The organism is Vogesella urethralis, from assembly GCF_007644045.2.
In the GTDB taxonomy this organism is placed as follows: Bacteria; Pseudomonadota; Gammaproteobacteria; order Burkholderiales; family Chromobacteriaceae; genus Vogesella; species Vogesella urethralis.
Window position 1 is genome coordinate 17797 of record NZ_VMDW02000051.1, and the last position, 18793, is coordinate 36589.

An 18793-nucleotide genomic window follows, 5' to 3' on the forward strand; every position below is an offset into this window, starting at 1 on the left:
GGAAGGATCCGTCGATTCAGTAAGCGGTCTTGGGAGGAAGCACGACCATCAGGGCCGTCTTGATAATGATTTTCAGATCGAGCCAGATCGACCAGTTACGCAGGTAATCGAGGTCGTAACTGATGCGGTTTGCCATCTTGTCCAGCGTGTCGGTCTCGCCGCGGTAGCCATTGACCTGCGCCCAACCGGTAATGCCGGGGCGTACCTTGTGGCGCACCATGTAGCCCTTGATCAGCTTGCGGTACTGCTCGTTGTGCGCGTTGGCGTGCGGGCGAGGGCCGACGATACTCATCTTGCCTTCCAGCACATTGATGAACTGCGGCAGCTCGTCCAGCGAGGTCTTGCGCAGGAAAGCGCCAATCGGGGTAAGGCGCTGATCGTTGCGGGTGGCTTGTACCACTTTGTCGCCGTCTTCCATCACCGTCATCGAACGGAATTTGTAGACCAGCACGCTCTCGCCGTTCATGCCATAACGGCGCTGTTTGAAAAATACCGGCCCCTTGCTGGTGGCTTTGACAGCAATGGCCACCCCAAGCAACAGCGGCCAGATCAGCAATAGGATGCCGGCGGCCATCACCATGTCCGACAGGCGCTTCACCACGGCATTCATGCCGGTAAACGGGCTTTCGCAAATGGCCACCACCGGAATGCCCTGCACGTGATCGAAGCGGGCCTGGATCAGGTCGAAGGTGAACAGATCCGGCACAAAGTAGATCGAGGCGGTAGAGTCTTTCAGCTCGTCCAGCAGCTCCATCACCCGCTGTTGTGAGGTCATCGGCAATGAGACATAAATGTTATGGATGCCGTGCTCGCGGGCGTAGGCCGGCAAATCGCGCACACTGCCCAGCAAGGTGTCATCCTCGCGCAAGGCCAACCGGTCGACGTGGCGGTCGTCAAAGAAGCCCAGAAAGTCGTACGGTTGCAAGCTGCTCTGGCGCAAGGCCTTGGCCAGCATGTGCCCTGGATGGTTGGCCCCCACCACCACGGTGCGTAACGGCTTGCGCGCCGCCACCAGCACGCGCATCAGCAGCAAGCGGCACAGACCGTGCATCAGTAACAGCAGGGCCGGTGTCAGCCACATCCAGGTATGGATCAACGGCTGGTAGTAATAATCGCCCAACACGGTGGCGTAGCCGAGCAGGCCCAGGCTGCCGGCAATCAGGCCCCAGCCCAGGGCAAAGCGGCCCAGCCCCTGGAAACGACGCTTGTCGCCAGGCACGAACAGATAAGCGCCTTCCAGCAGCAAGGCAGACAACAGGAAAACCAAGGTGCAGAACACCAGGGCAAAGCCGTCCAGCGCAATGTCGAAATAGCTGCACAAACCAAGATACGTCGCCACCACCACCACCGGGTCGAGCAGCATCTTGAACAGGCTGACCAGCGGCAAGGCCGACGCCAGCTCGCCATAACGATCGTTCAGCCGCGACAGATGCGGCAAGTCCAGGTCGATGTCGGCCTGGCTGGCGTGTTCGGCGGCCCGCTGGCCGTGACTGGAGATACGTTCCATAACTCAATGCTCAACGACGACGGGAATGATGCTTCAGCAACACACCGAGCAGGCCCATTGCCATCAGGCCCCACGCCGCAGGCTCGGGCACGGCAGGCGCCACCGGGTTCACCGCGCTGCTTGCAGACAAACCACCCGCACTGACACCAGATACCAAGGCCAGGGGTGCTACCAGGCTGGTCGAGGCCAGCGAACGCACATTGGCCTGGTCCGATACCAGCGGCAGCAGGGCCGTCGCCTGTGGCTCGATGCGGATACCCTCGTACAACTCGCCGTTGTCCATATTGGCCGGGCCCAGCATCGGGTAAACCGGGCCGCTCAGACGGGTATCGGGCACCTGGCTGGCAGCGCTACGGGTGTTAGCATCCAGCAAAGCGGCATGGGCGGTGGTGCACATCAGGCATGCCAATGACAGCATGACGAGTCGTACCGGGTTCATGTGTGATTCCTTCAATGCTAGTAATCGATCTGGACATTCAGGCCCAGCATGTCGGCGTCGTATGCCAGGCTAGACAACGGCGAGCGCCGGCGCTGCTTCTGGGCATAACCTTCCAGTTGCAAGGCACGGTGCCACTGGTGGGTCAGCCCCACGTACCACAGCTCGGTGCGCGGATTGCCGGGCGGCTCGTTGCGCACCTTCTCCTCGGACCATCGCGCAGTGGCCAACAGCTTTTCACCCAGTGTCCAGCGCCAAGTCAGCTCCCAACGGTCAAGCTGGCCGGCATTCAAGGCCTGGCCAGGGTCTCTGTCCTCTCGCGCCAGGGTAAAACCCAGCTGCGAATGCGCCGACGCCTGCCAGCTGATGTTGGCGCTGGCGTTGTCCAAGCTGCGGCAAGCCGCCCCCTGGCGCGGGCAACGCTGGTAGTGGCTGCCGCCCAGTGCCAGCGTGGTCTTGCTGCTGGCCGGCCAGTTCATCTGCCAGCGAATACCGCGCTGTGTCTCGTCGCGGCTGACGCTGCCCGGGGTACGGTTGTCCTGCCGGTAATCCAGCGTCTTGCCAAAAAACTTTGCCAGTACCGAGCTGCCACGCGGGGTGCGATAGCGCACCCCCGCCTCTAGCAGCCGCTGGTCGTAATCCAGCGCGCTCTGCACGCTATGTCGCTCCTGCGACAGCTCGGCTGCCATCAGGCCCGACCATGCACTGAGCGGCTGCCAGTTCAGGTCCAGCCGCTGCCCGCTGCCGGTAATGAAGTCTGGCCGGCTGCTGGCGTTGTCCTTGAAATCGCCCATGCGCTTGCGGTGACTGAGCGCCAGGTTGCCGCCGAGCGCATTGCCCCATTGCAGGCCCCAAGCCAGTGCCCCTTCGTAGCGCTGGTGATCCAGCTCATCGAGGCGCCGGTAATCGGTTTGCGTCAACTGTGCGTCCAGCGTCAGTTGCTGGCGGCTGAACTGCTGCTGCAGGCGCGCCCCCAGTTGGTACTGCACGCTGCTATCACTGACCACAGGCTTACGCCCGAGCAGCGGTGAGGCCGGGCTGCGGTAGACATTGCTGTCACTAACCACGCCACTGCGCAGGTTCAGCTTCAGCAGATCGTTTTCGTCCGACGCAGCCTGCGCCTGGCAAGCCACTGCCAAAGTGCATGCCAGCAGCGTTTTTTTGCGGTGGTCAGGCGACATGCCGACACTCCTCCTGACCTGTAAGGTTCCGTTCAATCTGACGTGACAAATTAATATATCATAATTTCAATAGCATTAAGCCTTTAAAAACGATGCATTAATCATTCAGCACTAAATCATTATTTCTTATTAAACTGCGATGCCAATAAAATTACTCCAACGTCATTAGCACTGATCAAAGACAAGAAACGGCCACAAAACAGATTGAAATTGCTTGAAAACAGGAAAATAAGAGGAAATAGACTGCTGCATCGCAGCATTGTGACAAACTGGATACATCGCACTGCAATTGCGTACAAAAAAACCCGGTCAATTATAAACAGACTGTTTAATTTAAATAATTAAGAATTGTCCGACAAAAAGACAATATGTCATTAGGTGCACGCATGGAAAATGAACAGATTTCACCCTGTCAAACGTCAGCAGCAGGGCTCGATGATGCAAAAACGACACGACTACATCCGGTTTCATGGCATGGGCACAGTGCCCCCTTGGCGCCAGATAGCGGCACGGCAACCCAAATGGCAGGCAACGCCCACAGCCGGGCCACCTGACAAGCGTGAACAAGCGAAAGCGGACGGTGTTGAAAACGCGTGCCGCAGTCTGCAGCACGCCGACGCGCCACCATGAAAAACCCCGTTTGCCAGGCAAACGGGGTAGCAGATAGCAACAAACCCAGCTTGAGATACAAGCTGGGTTTGCGATGTGAAACAAGCAGGTTGTTGGCTCAGGCGCCGTTCCGGCGTGACCGGCACAGGCAGGCCACCGCCGGCAAACCGCAGACGGGCGGCAGCCCGGCTTAGCCTACGCGCATGCCCGGTTGTGCGCCGTCGTCAGCGTCCAGCAGGAACAGGCCGCTGCTGTCGTCATTGCCGGAGGCGCAGACGATCATGCCTTGCGATACGCCAAAGCGCATCTTGCGTTCGGCCAGGTTGGCTACCACGATCACTTTGCGGCCAACCAGCTTTTCCGGCTCCTGATAGGCGGAACGGATGCCGGAGAAGATGTTGCGCTGTTCAAAGCCCAGGTCGACGGTGAACTGCAGCAGCTTGTCGGAGCCTTCCACGAAGTTGCAGGCCAGTACCTTGCCTACGCGCAGGTCCAGCTTGGCAAAGTCGTCGATCTTGATGGTGTCGGCCAGCGGCTCGTAGTTGGCCGCAGCGGCCGGTGCTTGTGCTTCCATGGTCTGTTTGTTCGCTTCGATGAGTTTGTCCACCAGCACCGGGTCGACGCGTTGCATCAGGTGCTGGTACGGCTTGATGGTGTGACCCAGCAGCGGCTGCTGGGCGTCGGTCCACTGCAGCGGTGCCACGTCGAGGAAGGCCTCCACGTCTTGCGCTACTTTCGGCAGTACCGGCTTCAGGTAGATGGTGAGCAGGCGGAAGGCGTTGATCAGCACGGTGCACACTTCGTGCAGGCGCGCTTCCTGCCCTTCCTGCTTGGCCAGCTCCCACGGTTTGTTGGCATCCACGTAGGCGTTCACCACGTCGGCAATGCCCATGATCTCGCGCAGCGCCTTGGCGTACTCGCGCGCTTCGAAAGCAGCGGCGATGTTGTCGGCCTCGGCGGCGATATTGCCCAGCAGGCGGGTTTCATCCTGCACGCTGTCGGCCAGCTTGCCGCCAAAGCGCTTGGTAATGAAGCCAGCGGCGCGGCTGGCGATGTTGACGTACTTGCCCACCACGTCCGAGTTCACGCGGGCCACGAAGTCACCCAGGTTCAGGTCGATGTCTTCGATACGGCTGTTGAGCTTGCCGGCGATGTAGTAACGCATCCATTCCGGGTTCAGGCCGCATTCCAGGTAGCTCTTGGCGGTGATGAAGGTGCCGCGCGACTTGGACATCTTCTGGCCGTCCACGGTGAGGAAGCCGTGGGCGAAGACGCCGGTGGGCGCACGCATGCCGGAGAACTTCAGCGTGGCGGGCCAGAACAGCGCGTGGAAGTACAGGATGTCCTTGCCGATGAAGTGGTACATCTCGGTGTCGGTGTCCGGCTTGAACCAGGCGTCGAAGTCCAGGTTCAGCTGTGCGCACAGCTTCTTGAAGCTAGCCATGTAGCCGATCGGCGCATCCAGCCACACGTAGAAGTACTTGCCCGGCGCGTCGGGAATCTCGAAGCCGAAGTACGGGGCGTCACGGCTGATGTCCCAGTCCTGCAGGCCGCCGCCGATCCACTCGTTCATCTTGTTCAGCGATTCCGGCTGCAGGTGCGGCTGTACCACGCCGTCGGCGCGGGTAGTGTTGCCGCTGGTCCAGTCGCGCAGGAAGTCGGCGCACTCGCCCAGGCGGAAGAAGTAGTGCTCGGAGGTTTTCAGCACCGGCGTGGCGCCGGACACCGCCGAGTACGGGTTCTTCAGTTCGGTGGGGTTATAGGTAGCGCCGCACACTTCACAGTTGTCGCCGTACTGGTCTTTGGCGCTGCATTTCGGGCATTCGCCCTTCACGAAGCGGTCCGGCAGGAACATCTGCTTTTCCGGGTCGAACAGCTGCTCGATGGTACGCGAGGTAATCTTGTTGTCGGCACGCAGCGCGCGGTACATCTGCTGCGCCAGTTCCTTGTTTTCCGGGCTGTTGGTGCTGTAGTAGCTGTCGTGGCCGATCAGGAAGCCCTGCGAATCGGCCACGTGCAGCGCTTCCACTTCGGCAATCAGCTGCTCGGGGGTAATGCCGCGCTTCTCGGCTGCCAGCATGATGGGCGCGCCGTGGGTGTCATCGGCGCACACGTAGTAGCACTCGTGGCCGCGCATCTTCTGGAAGCGCACCCAGATGTCGGTTTGGATCTGTTCGAGCATGTGGCCAAGGTGCAGCCCCGCGTTGGCGTAAGGCAGTGCACTGGTCACCAGAATCTTGCGTTTGGTCATGGAGAAGCGTCCGGTGAAAGGATTCGGTAAACCGTCGATTATAACGACAAAGGTTGGCCGCGACAGTCATCGCGGCCAACCTTCTGTATTTGTGCCACCTGGGGTGGCAGGCTGGCCGATCAGGCCGACTGCGGCAGCAGGTCCGGGTCGTCGCGTTCGGCCATCGCCACTGCCACTTGCGGGCGCGCCAGCCACACGAACACCAGCGCGGTCAGCACCGACAGCAGGGCAAAACCGGTCATGCTGCCGGCGATGTAGGCCCAGCGGAACAGCTCGATGCCGATACCGTAACCGGCCATGCACAACATGCTCATGCCGGCAGACACCACACCCTTGGGCAGGCTGCTGCTCATCAGCGCAAAACGGTACAGCACGCCGAAAGACATGCCCTCGCCTACCGCCATCAGGGTCATGCCCAGCACCAGAAACACGTGCTGTTGCTGACCGTACAGCACGCCAGCCAGCATCAGCACCAGGCCGCCCACCACCGGCCACATGCCCAGCAGCACCGAGCGGCCCAGCGGCCACGCCTCGGCACGGGCCGCCAGCAGCAGGTTGCCAGCCACCAGGCCACCGAATACCGGCAGCTGCCACAGGCCGTAGGCCAGCGTGCTCATGCCCAGGTCTTCCACCAGCAGTACTGGCGACAGCGCAATCCAGCCCATCAGCGGCAGCGCCAGCAGCGGGATGCACAGCACCGACAGCACAAAGCGGCGGTCACGCAGCAGCTGCAGGTAGTCGCCGCCCATGCTGGACAGCGGGCGCGGGTTGGCCGCAGGGCGTACGGTTTCCGGCATTTTCCACCACAGGCCCAGCAGCGCCAGCAGCGCGCAGGCGGCAATGAACAGGAAGCAGCTGCGCCACGGCGCCACTTCCACCAGCGCGGCGCCGGCCAGCGGGCCCACCATCGGCGCGATCAGCGCCACGTTGGCCATCAGCGCGGTAACGCGCACCGCTGTTTTCTCGGCGTAGGCTTCCTGTACCGCGGCGTAGCCGACGGCGTTGATGAAGCACAGGCCCATGCCCTGCAGCACGCGCAGCGCCATATAGGCTTCGATGCTGCTCACCAGATAGGTGGCCAGGCAGCTCACGATAAAGAACACCACCCCGCCCAGCAGCACCGGACGGCGGCCGTAACGGTCGGACAGCGGGCCGGTCAGCCACGACAGCGCGGCACCGCCCAGCAAGAAAAAGGTCATCGACAGCGGCACCCAGCCGGCGTCCACACCGAACTCGCGGGTAACCTGCAGCATGGCAGGCTGCGCCATGTCGTTGGCGATGTAGACGGCAAATTCGAACAGCACCAGGGCCAGCGGAAACAGCAAGGTGGCAAACGACAGGCGGGAAATCTTGTTATTGGCAGACAAAAGAACACCTCAAAAACCATGGCAGGGCCAAAAGCCACCCCGCCACACGGGAAAAAAGGGTAGGGATTCTACGCGAAATCAGCCACTTAGACCAGCCCCGCCCGCCACGGGCCGCAGGCATGGGCGACAGCGGGTGCTTTGGGCTATCATTTGCCACGATAAATGCCGGCTGCCGGCCTGCCATCACACGCAGCGCGCAGTGCAGCCTGCACGACCGCCGCCCCTCCCGCGACGCGGCAATCCCGATTAAAATAGTCGGAAATACCCTACCCAGGCACACGATATGTTTTCCCGACTTGGCAAACTGTTTGGCGGCACCGCCAGCGACACCCCACGGACAAGCAATATGGCACATAGCGACGCAGACATCCTGGCCGCCCTTGGCAGCCTGATCGACCCGGACACCGGCAAGCCCTACCGCAAGGGCCTGAGCCTGACCTGCAACGACAGCAGCCGGCTGGCGCTTAGCGTCACCCTGCCCTACCCGGCGCAAAGCCGTTTTGCCGAACTACGCACGCTGTTTACCGACGCGCTGGCACCGTTTGCCGACGGCCGCACGGTAGAAGTGACCGTCAGCAGCCAGATCACCAGCCACACCGCCCAGCGCGGCGTGCCGCTGCTGCCCGGCGTGAAAAACGTGATTGCGGTGTCGTCCGGCAAGGGCGGCGTCGGCAAATCCACCACCGCGGCCAACCTGGCACTGGCGCTGGCGGCCGAAGGTGCCCGTGTCGGCATTCTGGACGCCGATATCTACGGCCCGTCGCAACCGCTGATGATGGGCCTGCAAGGCCAGAAGCCCGAGGTGGTGGACGGCAAGCTGAAGCCGCTACTGGGGCACGGCCTGCAAACCATGTCCATCGGCTACCTGGTAGACGACGACCAGGCCATGGTGTGGCGCGGCCCGATGGTAAGTCAGGCGCTGCAGCAGCTGCTGAACGACACGCTGTGGGACAACCTGGACTACCTGGTGATCGACATGCCGCCGGGCACCGGTGACGTGCAGCTGACGCTGTCGCAGAAGGTGCCGGTGACCGGCGCCATCGTGGTGACTACCCCGCAGGACATCGCGCTGATCGACGCCAAGAAAGGCCTGAAGATGTTCGAGAAGGTGGGCGTGCCCATCCTCGGCATCGTGGAAAACATGGCCATGCACGTGTGCAGCCAGTGCGGCCACGAAGAGCACATCTTCGGCCACGGCGGCGCCGACAAGATGAGCGCCCAGTATGGCGTGGACGTGCTGGGCTCGCTGCCGCTGGACCTGGCCATCCGCCTGTCTACCGACGAAGGCAAACCCACCGTGGTGGCCGAGCCGGACGGCAAACTGGCCGCCCGCTACCAGCAGATTGCCCGCCGCGTGGCGGTCAAAGTAGGCGAGAAAGCGCGCGACTTCTCCAGCAAAATGCCCAAGATCGTGGTGCAGAACAACTAGGACGCCCCATGATCGGCATGTTCGATTCCGGCCTTGGCGGCCTGTCGGTCTGGCGCCAGCTGCGCCACGCCCTGCCACAACAGGACGTGGTGTACCTGGCCGACCAGGGCTACTGCCCGTACGGTGAACGCAGCCAGGCGGAGATCATCGCCCGCGCCGAAGCCATCACCGCCTGGTTGCTGCAGCAAGGCGCCCAGCTGCTGCTGATTGCCTGCAATACCGCCACCAGTGCCGCCGCGCGCCATCTGCGCGAGCGCTACCCGCAGCTGCCCATCGTCGGCATGGAGCCGGCCATCAAGCCGGCCGTGCTGGCCAGCCAGAGCGGCCGCGTCGGCGTGCTGGCCACCCACGCCACCCTACAGGGCGACAAGTTCCGCCAGCTGGTGGCGCAGTTTGCCGGCGACACGCTGGTGGTGCCGCAGGCCGGCAAGGGCTTTGTCGAGTTAGTGGAAGCAGGCGAACTGGACAGCGAGCGCAGCCGTGCCGTGGTGAGCCGCGCCCTCGCCCCGCTGCTGGAGCACAGCGTGGACCACGTGGTGCTGGGCTGTACCCACTACCCATTTCTGGCGCCGCTGATGCGCCAGCTGCTGCCGGCGCACATCGACCTGATCGACCCCACCGACGCGGTGATCCGCCAGACGCTGCGCCTGATGCAGCAGCACGGCATTGCCACCGAAGACGGCGATAGCGCCCGCTACCGTTTTGTCAGCACCGGCCAGCCCCCCAGCATGGCGCACTTCCTGCAGCACACGCTGGGTACCAACGCCGGCGTCGAGTACATCGACCTGCCCGGCTGACCCCGCACCGCCTGCCCTGCCTTTCCAAACCCGGCCCGTGCCGGGTTTGTCGTCTCTGCTCGCTACGCCGCCCTGGCAAGCACCATGTCATGCAATAAAACTGACCAAAATAAAACTAAGGTTTCGTCGCCCGCCTCCGATAAACCTCACATGGAGCAGCACACAGCAAGGCTGTGCTAGCTGGACTCCACACCAGGCAGGAGGAACACGCCATGGGTAATCTGAACTGGATCACCGCACTGCGGGAACAAGACACTTACCACCAGGCCGCCGCCATGCTCAAAGCAATCGAAGAACATAAACAGGCTATTGCCCGACTGGAAAACAGCCTGGCGACGCTGGGCGACATCGCCGATCTGGCAAGAGTGGATCGCATGGCCGTCCGGTTACAGGTACAAGAGCGCCTATCAAAAGCGACCTAGACCAGAGCGGTACAACCGCCACACCATAGCCTGATACCGCAAGGTGCCAAGCTAAACGGCCAACCCTGGCAACAGGGTTGGCCGCTCTCTTTTGTACTACCCTCGCGCGCAGTCAGCGCGGGTAGCTCAGCAAGGCCAGATGCAGCACATTGAACCCCGTGTGCAGCAGCAGCGGCCAATACAGCCAGCGGCCGGCGGCGTAAGCCAGCGCGTAGCCCAGGCCGGCCAGCGCTGCCACCAGCACCCACAGCCCGCCACCACCAGCGTGTACCAGGCCGAACAGCAGCGCCGACGCCAGGCAACGCTGCCACAGCGGCCGCGCCGCCAGCACCGCAAACACGCCCTGGCGGAACAGCGCCTCTTCCGGCAGCGATACCAGCAACAGGTTGGCCGCCAGCCACGGCAGCCACCACGCCGGCCATTTCGGCTGCCACGCCAGCAAGCCACTGCCCAGCGCCAGCCACAGCGCCGCCAGCAGTGCCAGCCCCGCCACAGCCCACAAGCGCGGGCGGGCAACGGCAGTCCCCCACTGCGGCATCGGCAGGCACAGCAGCAGCCACAGGCCGGCCAGGCCTTTGTCCCAGTGCCAGTACACCGTGTACGGCTGGCTAGCGCCGGGCAACACGCCTTGCCACCACGCGTGCGGCACAAAGCCGGGCCAGCGGTGCAACGCCAACACCAGCATCAGCAGCACGGCCAGCGCCCACAGCACAGGCTGGCGCGGCCAACGGTGCAGCGCAGCGCCCAGCCCCACAAGCAGCGCGATGGCGGCCAGCGCCGGCAGCTGCAGCACGCCGGCCAACAAGCCTGCCACGCTGGCAGCTACCCCCAGCCCCATTGCCAGCCGTCGACGGGTAAACAGTGCCGCCAACAAGGCCAGCAGCAACAGCGCGTAGGCGCCAAGCACGGAGAAATCAGGCAGCGTCATCACATCGTCTATAGAAATCGACACAGGCCGGCAGTCTACGTGACGCCAGCCCGCGACAAAAGACAGCGGCCAACCCCATCGCCAGGGTTGGCCGCTATCAACAGCCTGCGCGCTTAGGCAGCAGCGGCAGCCAGCGCCTGGCTCACGTCGGCCAGGATGTCGTCCACGTGCTCGATACCGATAGACAGGCGGATCAGTTCCGGCTTCACGCCGGCCTTCAGCTGTTCTTGCGGCGACAGCTGACGGTGGGTGGTGGACGCCGGGTGGCAGGCCAGGCTCTTGGCGTCGCCGATGTTCACCAGACGCGTTACCAGCTGCAGCGCGTCGATAAAGCGGCCGCCCGCTTCAACCCCGCCCTTGATGCCGAACGACAGGATGCCCGACGCGCGGCCGCCCATGTATTTGTCCACCAGCGGGCGGCTGGGGTGGCCTTCCAGCGCGGCGTACTCTACCCATTCCACCGCCGGGTGTTGCTGCAGGAACTGGGCCACTTTCAGCGTGTTGTCGCAGATACGGTCCAGGCGCAGTGCCAGCGTTTCGATACCCAGCAGGATCTGATGCGCGTTGAACGGCGAGATGGCCGCGCCCATATTGCGCAGCGGCACCACGCGGGCACGGGCGATGTAGGCAGCGGCGCCCAGCACCTCGACGTAATTGACGCCGTGGTAGCTGACGTCCGGCGTGTTCAGGCGCACGAAGCGTTCTTTGTGCTCGCCCCACGGGAATTTGCCACTATCGACGATGATGCCGCCGATGCTGGTGCCGTGGCCGCCCAGGTATTTGGTGAGGCTATGTACCACGATGTCGGCGCCGTGCTCGAACGGGCGGCACAGGTAAGGCGACGGTACGGTGTTGTCCACGATCAGCGGCAGGCCGTGCTTGTGCGCCTCGTCGGCAAAGGCACCAAAGTCCACCACATTGCCCAGCGGGTTGCCGATGGATTCGCAGAACACCGCCTTGGTGTTGGCGTCCACGTTGGCCGCAATGTCCTGCGGGCGCGCCGGGTCGATAAAGCGTACGGTAATGCCCAGCTGCGGGAAGGTGTGGGCAAACAGGTTATAGGTGCCGCCGTACAGCGTGCTGGTAGCGATGATGTTATCCCCGGCCTCGGCGATGGTCTGGATGGCGTAGCTGATGGCCGCCATGCCCGACGCTACCGCCAGCGCACCAATACCGCCTTCCAGCGCCGCCACGCGCTTTTCCAGCACGTCGGTGGTGGGGTTCATGATGCGGGTGTAGATATTGCCCTGCACCTTCAGGTCGAACAGGTCGGCACCGTGCTGGGTGCTGTCGAAGGCGTAGCTAGTGGTCTGGTACAGCGGTACCGCTACCGCTTTGGTGGTCGGGTCGGGGCTATAGCCGCCGTGTACTGCGAGCGTTTCCAGTTTCATCTTTGTAGATCCCTAAGGCTTGTTATCGCCGGCCGCGTCATGGCTGGCCGCAAGCGCTACCTTATCGTCATGCGGCATGAAGATAAAGCAGGATTTCTGCAATGTTTTGCAGAAATAGCGCCACTCACAGGCTGCCAAGGCAGTACGCAGCGCCTATGCTTCAATAAAACAAGACTGCGGGGACGCCATGCTGCCATCACGCTTTCTGCTGGCCCGTACCATCAGCCGACAAATGCTGTGGCTGCAAAGCCTGCTGCTGGCACTGCTGCTCGGGGCCATGGCCTTTCTGCACTACTACAACGACGAACAGACCAAGTTGCTGGCCGAGGAAAGCCGCAAGCACTCGCGCGAACAGCAGTAACTGGGCGACGCGCTGTCACGACTGGGCGACCTGCACAACCGCATGATCTTGCTGGTGGAAGAGCAGGAAGCAGAAGAGCTGTCACCAGATGACATCCAGCGGCGCAAGCGTAGCCTGCAACAAGCACTGAACCTGCTGACCCGTGATGCCGTGTTGCTGGGGGAACAAAGCCAGCACAGCCCGGCCTTGGCCGCCCAGATCCGCGATATCCAGACCGACCTGATGCGCTATCACACCCAGGCCAGCACCTTGCTCCAACTGCTGCCCAGCCAGGGCGAGGCGGCCGAGGCGCAAGCGCTGCAGATTACCCGGCAAGTCACCAACAGCATGGAAAAACTGCGGGCGCTGGTACGGCAGCAGCGCCAGATGGCCGTGGCCCACTATGAAGACAACCTCGCCACCACCCTGCGTACCGGCCACCAGTTGCAAGGCATCATGCTGCTGGTACTGCTGCTGGGCCTGGCGCTGATAGGCTGGCGCATGCACCGCATCGGCAGCCAGCTACAACAGACCGAGGCGCTGTTACTCTCCTTGGGTGAAGGGCGCAGCGACGCCATCATCCCGCGTGGCGATGCGCTATTCCAGCCGGTATTCGACGCGCTGCAACGCTTCCGCCAGTTACTGCTGAGCCAGCAACAGCAGTTGGCCGAGCGGCAGGCCCAGCAACAGCAGCTGGAACAGATGGTGGCCGAGCGCACCGCCCACTTGCAGCAGGCCAACCGCCAGCTGGAAGACGAAATCCGTCAGCGCCAGCAGGCCGAAAAGCGCCGTCGTCTGTACGAAATGGTGTTCGAACACACCGAAGACGCGGTCATCATCACCACGCCGGATACCCACATCGTGGCGGCCAACCCGGCCTACCAGCTGATGACCGGCATGACGCTGGACGAGCTGTGCGGTAAACGGCCGCCCATCGCCCGCTCCGGCCATCACGACCGCCAGTTCTACCAGCAACTGTGGCAGGAGCTGGCCATTGCCGGGCGCTGGCAGGGCGAAATCATCAACCGCCACGCCGACGGCAGCCTGATCCACGCGCTGCTCACCATCAACGCCGCCACCGAGCCGGACGGCAGCATTACCCACTATGTCGGCATCCTGTCCGATATTACCCAGCTCAAGCTGGCCGAAAACCAGCTGCGCCGGCTGGCCTACTACGACCCGCTGACCGCCCTGCCCAACCGCGTGCTGCTGAAAGACCGCCTGGCACACGAGATCGACATCGCACGCGAGGAAAAGCGCAGCTTCGCCACGCTGCTGCTGGACCTGGACCGTTTCAAGTACGTCAACGATACCCTCGGCCATAAAGCCGGCGACGAGCTGCTGATGGACGTGGCCGAGCGCCTGCGCGGCACGGTACGGCTGGAAGACACGGTGGCAAGGCTGTCCGGCGACGAGTTCTGCATCATCATCCGCGACTGCAGCCCGGTTCAGGTTGCACGCATCGCCAAAGCCATTGTCGAGGTGCTGAACCTGCCGTTCCGGCTGGAAGCCCGCGATGCGGAAGTGGGTGCCAGCATCGGCATTGCCATGTTCCCCGACGACGGCGAAAGCAGCGAGCACCTGATGAAGAATGCCGACGCCGCCATGTACCAGGCCAAGGCGCTGGGGCGCAACCGCTACTGTTTCTTCGAGCCGGCCATCGAAGCGCGGCTGCGCAGCGAGATGGAACTGTTCACCGCGCTGCGCCAGGCCATCGAGAACGAGCAGTTCCAGCTGCATTACCAGCCCATCGTGCCTCTGTCCGATGCACTGGGCAGCTACGGCGAGGCACTGCTGCGCTGGCCCGGCGGCGGCAGCCAGGCCTCGCCAGGCCTGTTTATCCCGTTTGCCGAGCAGCACGGCCTGATCGAAGACATCGGCCACTTCGTGCTGCACGCCGCCTGCCGCTTTGTGGCACGCAGCATCGAGCAGGGGCAGCCGCAAAGCATCAGCATCAACCTGTCGGCACGGCAGCTGGCGATGAGCGACCTGCCCGACATGCTGAGCCAGGCGGTCATGCAACACGGCATTCCGGCAGCTGCCATCGAACTGGAGCTGACCGAGTCGTCGCTGATCCAGAACCTGACGGCCATCTCGCACACCCTCACCCGCTTGCGCCAGGCCGGCTTCCGCCTGGCCATCGACGACTTCGGCGCCGGCTACTCGTCGCTGAACTATCTGGTGGAGTTGCCGGTAGACAAGGTGAAGATCGACCAGCGTTTCATCTGGAGCCTGTTCAACAGCCCGCGCAACCAGGCGGTGGTGAAGGCCATCCTGTCGCTGGCGCGCAGCATCGGCATCCAGACCGTGGCCGAGGGGGTGGAAACCGCCGAACAGCTGGCCTTCCTGCAAGCCCACGGCTGCCACTACGTGCAGGGCTACTATCTGGCGCGGCCGATGAACGAGCAGGACTATCTGGTGTTCCAGGCGCTGGCACAAAACAAAAGCCCCGCGTAAGCGTAATGCCAGTCAGTTAACGCTGACTGGCGTTTTTTTGGTTAGGGATTTGTTGCGTTGAAGTACGCTAGTGTGTCCGCGATGCGGACGATGATTAGATGCCGGTTCCGCCCGTGACCGAGCGAGGCAAGCGCAGCGTCGCGAGGGAATAAGACGGGAAAGGGGGCGGATTGCCGCCCCCTTTTCATTCCCCCGCAACCCGGGGCTGCTCGAAACCCCGGTCAAAATGGCACGCCCCAGGCGCCGCCGAACTCGCCCCTCGCTAACGGCTCGGGGCTCAAACAAATCGGCGTCTTGCGCGTGCGAATCTTCGATTCGCTCAGCACAACCCTGGGGCGAACCATTTTGCCCGGCTCGCGCCAACGGGATGGGGCGCGTCACTCACGTACTGCTACGTGAAAACCAAGCACATTCGCTTAACTGACTGGCATTACCGCCTAAGCGGGGCTTGTTGAAAACAAGGCAGACTCAGTCCGCGTCGGGGTTGGCCGCCGGCGCCGGTGCCACCACCAGCACCTTGTCGACACGGGTACGGTCCATGTCCACCACTTCGAAGCTGAAGCCGTTCCACACCACCTTGTCGGCCGCACTGGGCACCCGGCCCAGCATGAACATCACAAAGCCGCCCAGCGTCTGGAAGTTGCCAGACTCTTCACCCTCGATGCTTTCCAGCTCGAAGTGCTCCTTGAAGTCTTCCAGCGACATCATGCCGTCCACCAGCCAGCTACCGTCTTCGCGCTGTACGATCTCGTCGTCGCCATCGCCGGCTTCGGTCGGCAAGTCACCGACAATGGCCTCCATCACGTCGTTGATGGTGACCAGGCCTTCGATCTCGCCGTATTCGTCCACCACCAGCGCGGTATGGTTACGCGTGCGCTTGAACTGCTCCAGCAGCTGCATCGGGCTGATGGCTTCCGGCACGTACAGCGGCGGGCGCACCGACTCGGTAAGCTTGACCGATTTATCCTCCAGCAAGCGGTGCAGCAGATCTTTGGCCTGCACGATGCCCAATACGTTCTCGAAACCGCCCTTCACCACCGGGTAGCGGGTAAACACGCTGCCACGCACGATCTTCAGGTTGTCCTCCAGCGGGTCGTCCACGTCCAGCGCAATGATGTCCTTGCGCGGCGTCATGATGGAGACCACCTTTTTTTCGTCCAGGCTGAAGATGTTTTCCACCAGCTCCTGCTCGGCGCGATCAAAAATGCCTTCGTCGGCCCCCTGCTCCATCAGCACCTTGATTTCCTCTTCGGTGATGGAGGGGTCATTGTTCTTGCGCACACCCAGCACGCGCAGCACGGCTTCGGTAGACAGGCTCAGCATGCGCACCATCGGCGAGGTTACCCGTGCCAGCAGCAGCATCGGGCGCGCCAGGATGGACGCCAGCAATTCGGGGTTCTGCATGCCGATACGCTTGGGCACCAGCTCGCCGATGATCAGCGAGAAGTAGGTAATCAGCACCACGGTCACGGTGAGCGAAATCGGACGGGCAAACTCGGCCAGCAGCGGATAGGCCTCCAGATACACCTTCAGGCGATCGGCAATGGCCGCCTCACCGAAAGCACCGGACAGAATGCCGATCAGCGTAATGCCGATCTGGATGGTAGAGAGAAAGCGGGTAGGTTCGTCGGCCAGCTTGAGAGCGGCAGCCGCGCCGCGGTTGCCTTCGTCGGCCCACTGCAGCAAGCGCACCTTGCGGGAAGAAACGATGGCGATTTCGGTCATGGCAAAGATGCCGTTGAGCAAAAACAGGACAACCAATATGAGCACGTCCATTGGACAGGATAAACCCCGTGTAAAGAAGACTCTGCCATTCTACATGGCAATGGCGATTTCGCCACTGTTGCCGGCCTGCCACGCCATGCCAAAAGAATGGTGTTTGATTGCTGGCGCGCCCAATCAGAATAGCTATAAATAGCTTTAGGGGTTAAACCGGCTCGATTACCAAGGATTTACCATGCAAAAACTCTCTCTGCGCCTGCACCTGATGTTGATGGTCGGCATTGCCATCCTGTTTTGCGTGGGGCTGGGTGCGAGCGGGCTGCTGGGGTCGCGCAGCATTGCCGGCGAAGTAGGCGATCTGTTGAACACGCAGAAGATGATCCGGCAGCAAACCGAAGCCGACATGATGCACGACGCGGTACGTTCCGACGTGCTGTCCGCGCTCTACCGCGACAAGCTGGGCGAGAAAGACAAAATGTCAGCCATTGCCAAAGACCTGGCCGAACACGCCAAGCACTTTCGCGAACTGATGGCCGACAACGCCCGCCGCGCCGACAAGCCCGAGTTGCAACAGCTGTACCAGCAAGTGATTCCGATGGTGGAACGCTACCTGGGCTCTGCCGACGTGATCGTCAGCCATATTGCCAGCCAGCCCGATAAGGCGCTGGCCACCCTGCCCGCCTTCGAGCAGGACTTCGAGTCGCTGGAAGGCGGCATGGAAAAAGTCACCGATGCCATCGAGCAATCGTCGCAAAGCGCCCAGGACACGGTAGATAGCGGCATCTCCCGGCAATCGGTGATCAGCAGCGTGCTGGCGTTGGCCGCAGCCCTGATCCTGATTGCCTACGCCGGCCTGCTGAGCCGATTGCTGGTGCGCCCGCTACAGCAACTGACCCACACCGCCAACCAGGTCATCAAGACCGGCAACCTCAGCCTGCGGGTAGACGACAACGCGGGGCTGGAGCTGGCGCAGTCCATTCGTGCTTTTAACGCCATGCTGGCTTCTCAACAAAAACTGGTGGCAAAGCTGCAGGAGGTCGCCGGGGCACTGGAACACACCAGCGGTAGCATCGCCGGCCTCACCGGCCGTGTCCGTAGCGATGCCGAAACGCAGAGCAGCTCGGCCGAGCAGATTAGCGCCGCCATCAAACAGATGAGCAATAGTGTGGCGACTGTCAGCGAAGGCACGCATACCGCGCTGGCCAGCACCCGGACTGCCGGCGAGCAGGCACGCAGCAGTGGCCAGACGGTGGCGCAGGCAACCGGTGCCATTGTGGCGGCGACCCAGGCCGTGCAGCACGTATCGGGCGTCATCCATTCGCTGGAAAGCAGCGCCATGCAGATCAGCAAGGTGGTAGAGGCGATCAGCGGCATTGCCGAGCAGACCAACCTGCTGGCGCTGAACGCGGCTATCGAGGCCGCCCGCGCGGGCGAAAGCGGCCGTGGTTTTGCCGTGGTAGCCGACGAGGTGCGCAACCTGGCGGTACGTACCAGTACCGCCACCGCCGAAATCCAGACCATGGTGTCCGGCATCCAGGCCTCGGCACAACACGCCGTTAGCGCCATGGAAGACGGTATCCGCCAGGTGGTGCAAGGTTCCGAGCAAGCACAGATGGCCGGCAGCGCCATCGAACTGATCGAAGACCGCACCCGCGCCAGCGTCACCACCATGGACCAGATCCACCGCGAGCTGCAGGAGCAAGCCAGCGCCAGCCACAACATTGCCGGCAACGCCGACCAGGTATCGGCCATGGCACGGCATACGCTGGACAGCGCCCGCGAGGTAGAAACCGAAACCCGCCGCCTGCAACAACTGGCGCAGAACCTGAACCAGACGCTGGCTGCGTTCAACGGCTAGCCACCTCCCCCAGCCCCATGAAAAAACCCCGCCGGCTTGCGCTGGCGGGGTTTTGCTTTGCCTGCGGCCAACCTGGCGGGTTGGCCGCATGGGCAGGG

The 18793-nt window shown here is 62.6% G+C and carries 14 protein-coding genes; 6 read left to right on the top strand and 8 right to left on the bottom strand.

Annotated features, from left to right (window positions below; all coding sequences use genetic code 11):
• Positions 1-16 precede the first annotated feature (16 nt).
• The 5 genes from FLQ03_RS02560 to FLQ03_RS02580 form a co-directional block, all read right to left on the bottom strand.
• Positions 17-1507, bottom strand: coding sequence for an undecaprenyl-phosphate glucose phosphotransferase (locus FLQ03_RS02560; RefSeq protein WP_240802181.1), 1491 nt, complete (start codon positions 1505-1507; stop codon positions 17-19).
• Positions 1508-1517: 10 nt separating this feature from the next.
• Positions 1518-1946 (bottom strand): PEP-CTERM sorting domain-containing protein, encoded by a 429-nt coding sequence (locus FLQ03_RS02565; RefSeq protein ID WP_144371834.1) that lies wholly within the window; start codon positions 1944-1946, stop codon positions 1518-1520.
• Between the two features lie 17 nt (positions 1947-1963).
• Positions 1964-3124, bottom strand: a complete 1161-nt coding sequence (locus FLQ03_RS02570; protein ID WP_144371835.1) for a hypothetical protein — start codon at positions 3122-3124, stop codon at positions 1964-1966.
• A gap of 799 nt (positions 3125-3923) precedes the next feature.
• Positions 3924-5984, bottom strand: coding sequence for a methionine--tRNA ligase (metG, locus tag FLQ03_RS02575; protein ID WP_144371836.1), 2061 nt, complete (start codon positions 5982-5984; stop codon positions 3924-3926).
• Positions 5985-6103: 119 nt separating this feature from the next.
• Positions 6104-7351 (bottom strand): MFS transporter, encoded by a 1248-nt coding sequence (locus FLQ03_RS02580; RefSeq protein WP_144371837.1) that lies wholly within the window; start codon positions 7349-7351, stop codon positions 6104-6106.
• Positions 7352-7634: 283 nt separating this feature from the next.
• Between FLQ03_RS02580 and apbC the strand changes: the two genes are divergently transcribed.
• The 3 genes from apbC (at position 7635) to FLQ03_RS02595 (ending at position 9999) form a co-directional block, all read left to right on the top strand.
• Positions 7635-8780, top strand: a complete 1146-nt coding sequence (gene apbC, locus FLQ03_RS02585) for an iron-sulfur cluster carrier protein ApbC (protein ID WP_206210834.1) — start codon at positions 7635-7637, stop codon at positions 8778-8780.
• 8 nt (positions 8781-8788) lie between these two features.
• Positions 8789-9577, top strand: coding sequence for a glutamate racemase (murI, locus tag FLQ03_RS02590; RefSeq protein WP_144371838.1), 789 nt, complete (start codon positions 8789-8791; stop codon positions 9575-9577).
• A gap of 212 nt (positions 9578-9789) precedes the next feature.
• Positions 9790-9999: a hypothetical protein gene (locus FLQ03_RS02595; RefSeq protein ID WP_144371839.1), complete on the top strand. Its 210-nt coding sequence runs from the start codon at positions 9790-9792 to the stop codon at positions 9997-9999.
• A 112-nt stretch (positions 10000-10111) separates the two neighbouring features.
• Here FLQ03_RS02595 and FLQ03_RS02600 read toward each other — a convergent pair whose 3' ends face one another.
• Entirely contained in the window at positions 10112-10927 is an 816-nt protein-coding gene (locus tag FLQ03_RS02600; protein WP_144371840.1) for a CPBP family intramembrane glutamic endopeptidase, read from the bottom strand.
• A gap of 113 nt (positions 10928-11040) precedes the next feature.
• The gene (locus FLQ03_RS02605) at positions 11041-12318 is read right to left on the bottom strand and encodes an O-acetylhomoserine aminocarboxypropyltransferase/cysteine synthase family protein (RefSeq protein ID WP_144371841.1); all 1278 of its coding nucleotides are present in this window, start codon (positions 12316-12318) and stop codon (positions 11041-11043) included.
• Between the two features lie 187 nt (positions 12319-12505).
• Here FLQ03_RS02605 and FLQ03_RS19080 point away from each other — a divergent pair, with 187 nt between their 5' ends.
• Complete coding sequence (locus FLQ03_RS19080; protein WP_170252288.1) at positions 12506-12679, top strand: hypothetical protein; 174 nt, start codon at positions 12506-12508, stop codon at positions 12677-12679.
• A gap of 42 nt (positions 12680-12721) precedes the next feature.
• Positions 12722-15115: a putative bifunctional diguanylate cyclase/phosphodiesterase gene (locus FLQ03_RS02610; protein WP_144371842.1), complete on the top strand. Its 2394-nt coding sequence runs from the start codon at positions 12722-12724 to the stop codon at positions 15113-15115.
• A gap of 468 nt (positions 15116-15583) precedes the next feature.
• Here the strand turns inward: FLQ03_RS02610 and FLQ03_RS02615 are convergent, their stop codons facing one another.
• A complete protein-coding gene (locus FLQ03_RS02615; RefSeq protein ID WP_144371843.1) occupies positions 15584-16891 on the bottom strand; it encodes a hemolysin family protein in 1308 nt (435 codons plus the stop codon).
• A 181-nt stretch (positions 16892-17072) separates the two neighbouring features.
• On the opposite strand from FLQ03_RS02615, the gene FLQ03_RS02620 reads away from it, so the two are divergent.
• Positions 17073-18695 (top strand): methyl-accepting chemotaxis protein, encoded by a 1623-nt coding sequence (locus tag FLQ03_RS02620; RefSeq protein WP_144371844.1) that lies wholly within the window; start codon positions 17073-17075, stop codon positions 18693-18695.
• Positions 18696-18793 lie beyond the last annotated feature (98 nt).

What these genes read in the sequence shown, in the direction of transcription:
- FLQ03_RS02560 (WP_240802181.1), bottom strand. Translation starts at nt 1,507, where the DNA reads ATGGAACGTATCTCCAGTCACGGCCAGCGGGCCGCCGAACACGCCAGC.
- FLQ03_RS02565 (WP_144371834.1), bottom strand. Translation starts at nt 1,946, where the DNA reads ATGAACCCGGTACGACTCGTCATGCTGTCATTGGCATGCCTGATGTGC.
- FLQ03_RS02570 (WP_144371835.1), bottom strand. Translation starts at nt 3,124, where the DNA reads ATGTCGCCTGACCACCGCAAAAAAACGCTGCTGGCATGCACTTTGGCA.
- metG (WP_144371836.1), bottom strand. Translation starts at nt 5,984, where the DNA reads ATGACCAAACGCAAGATTCTGGTGACCAGTGCACTGCCTTACGCCAAC.
- apbC (WP_206210834.1), top strand. Translation starts at nt 7,635, where the DNA reads ATGTTTTCCCGACTTGGCAAACTGTTTGGCGGCACCGCCAGCGACACC.
- murI (WP_144371838.1), top strand. Translation starts at nt 8,789, where the DNA reads ATGATCGGCATGTTCGATTCCGGCCTTGGCGGCCTGTCGGTCTGGCGC.
- FLQ03_RS02595 (WP_144371839.1), top strand. Translation starts at nt 9,790, where the DNA reads ATGGGTAATCTGAACTGGATCACCGCACTGCGGGAACAAGACACTTAC.
- FLQ03_RS02600 (WP_144371840.1), bottom strand. Translation starts at nt 10,927, where the DNA reads ATGACGCTGCCTGATTTCTCCGTGCTTGGCGCCTACGCGCTGTTGCTG.
- FLQ03_RS02605 (WP_144371841.1), bottom strand. Translation starts at nt 12,318, where the DNA reads ATGAAACTGGAAACGCTCGCAGTACACGGCGGCTATAGCCCCGACCCG.
- FLQ03_RS19080 (WP_170252288.1), top strand. Translation starts at nt 12,506, where the DNA reads ATGCTGCCATCACGCTTTCTGCTGGCCCGTACCATCAGCCGACAAATG.
- FLQ03_RS02610 (WP_144371842.1), top strand. Translation starts at nt 12,722, where the DNA reads ATGATCTTGCTGGTGGAAGAGCAGGAAGCAGAAGAGCTGTCACCAGAT.
- FLQ03_RS02615 (WP_144371843.1), bottom strand. Translation starts at nt 16,891, where the DNA reads ATGGACGTGCTCATATTGGTTGTCCTGTTTTTGCTCAACGGCATCTTT.
- FLQ03_RS02620 (WP_144371844.1), top strand. Translation starts at nt 17,073, where the DNA reads ATGCAAAAACTCTCTCTGCGCCTGCACCTGATGTTGATGGTCGGCATT.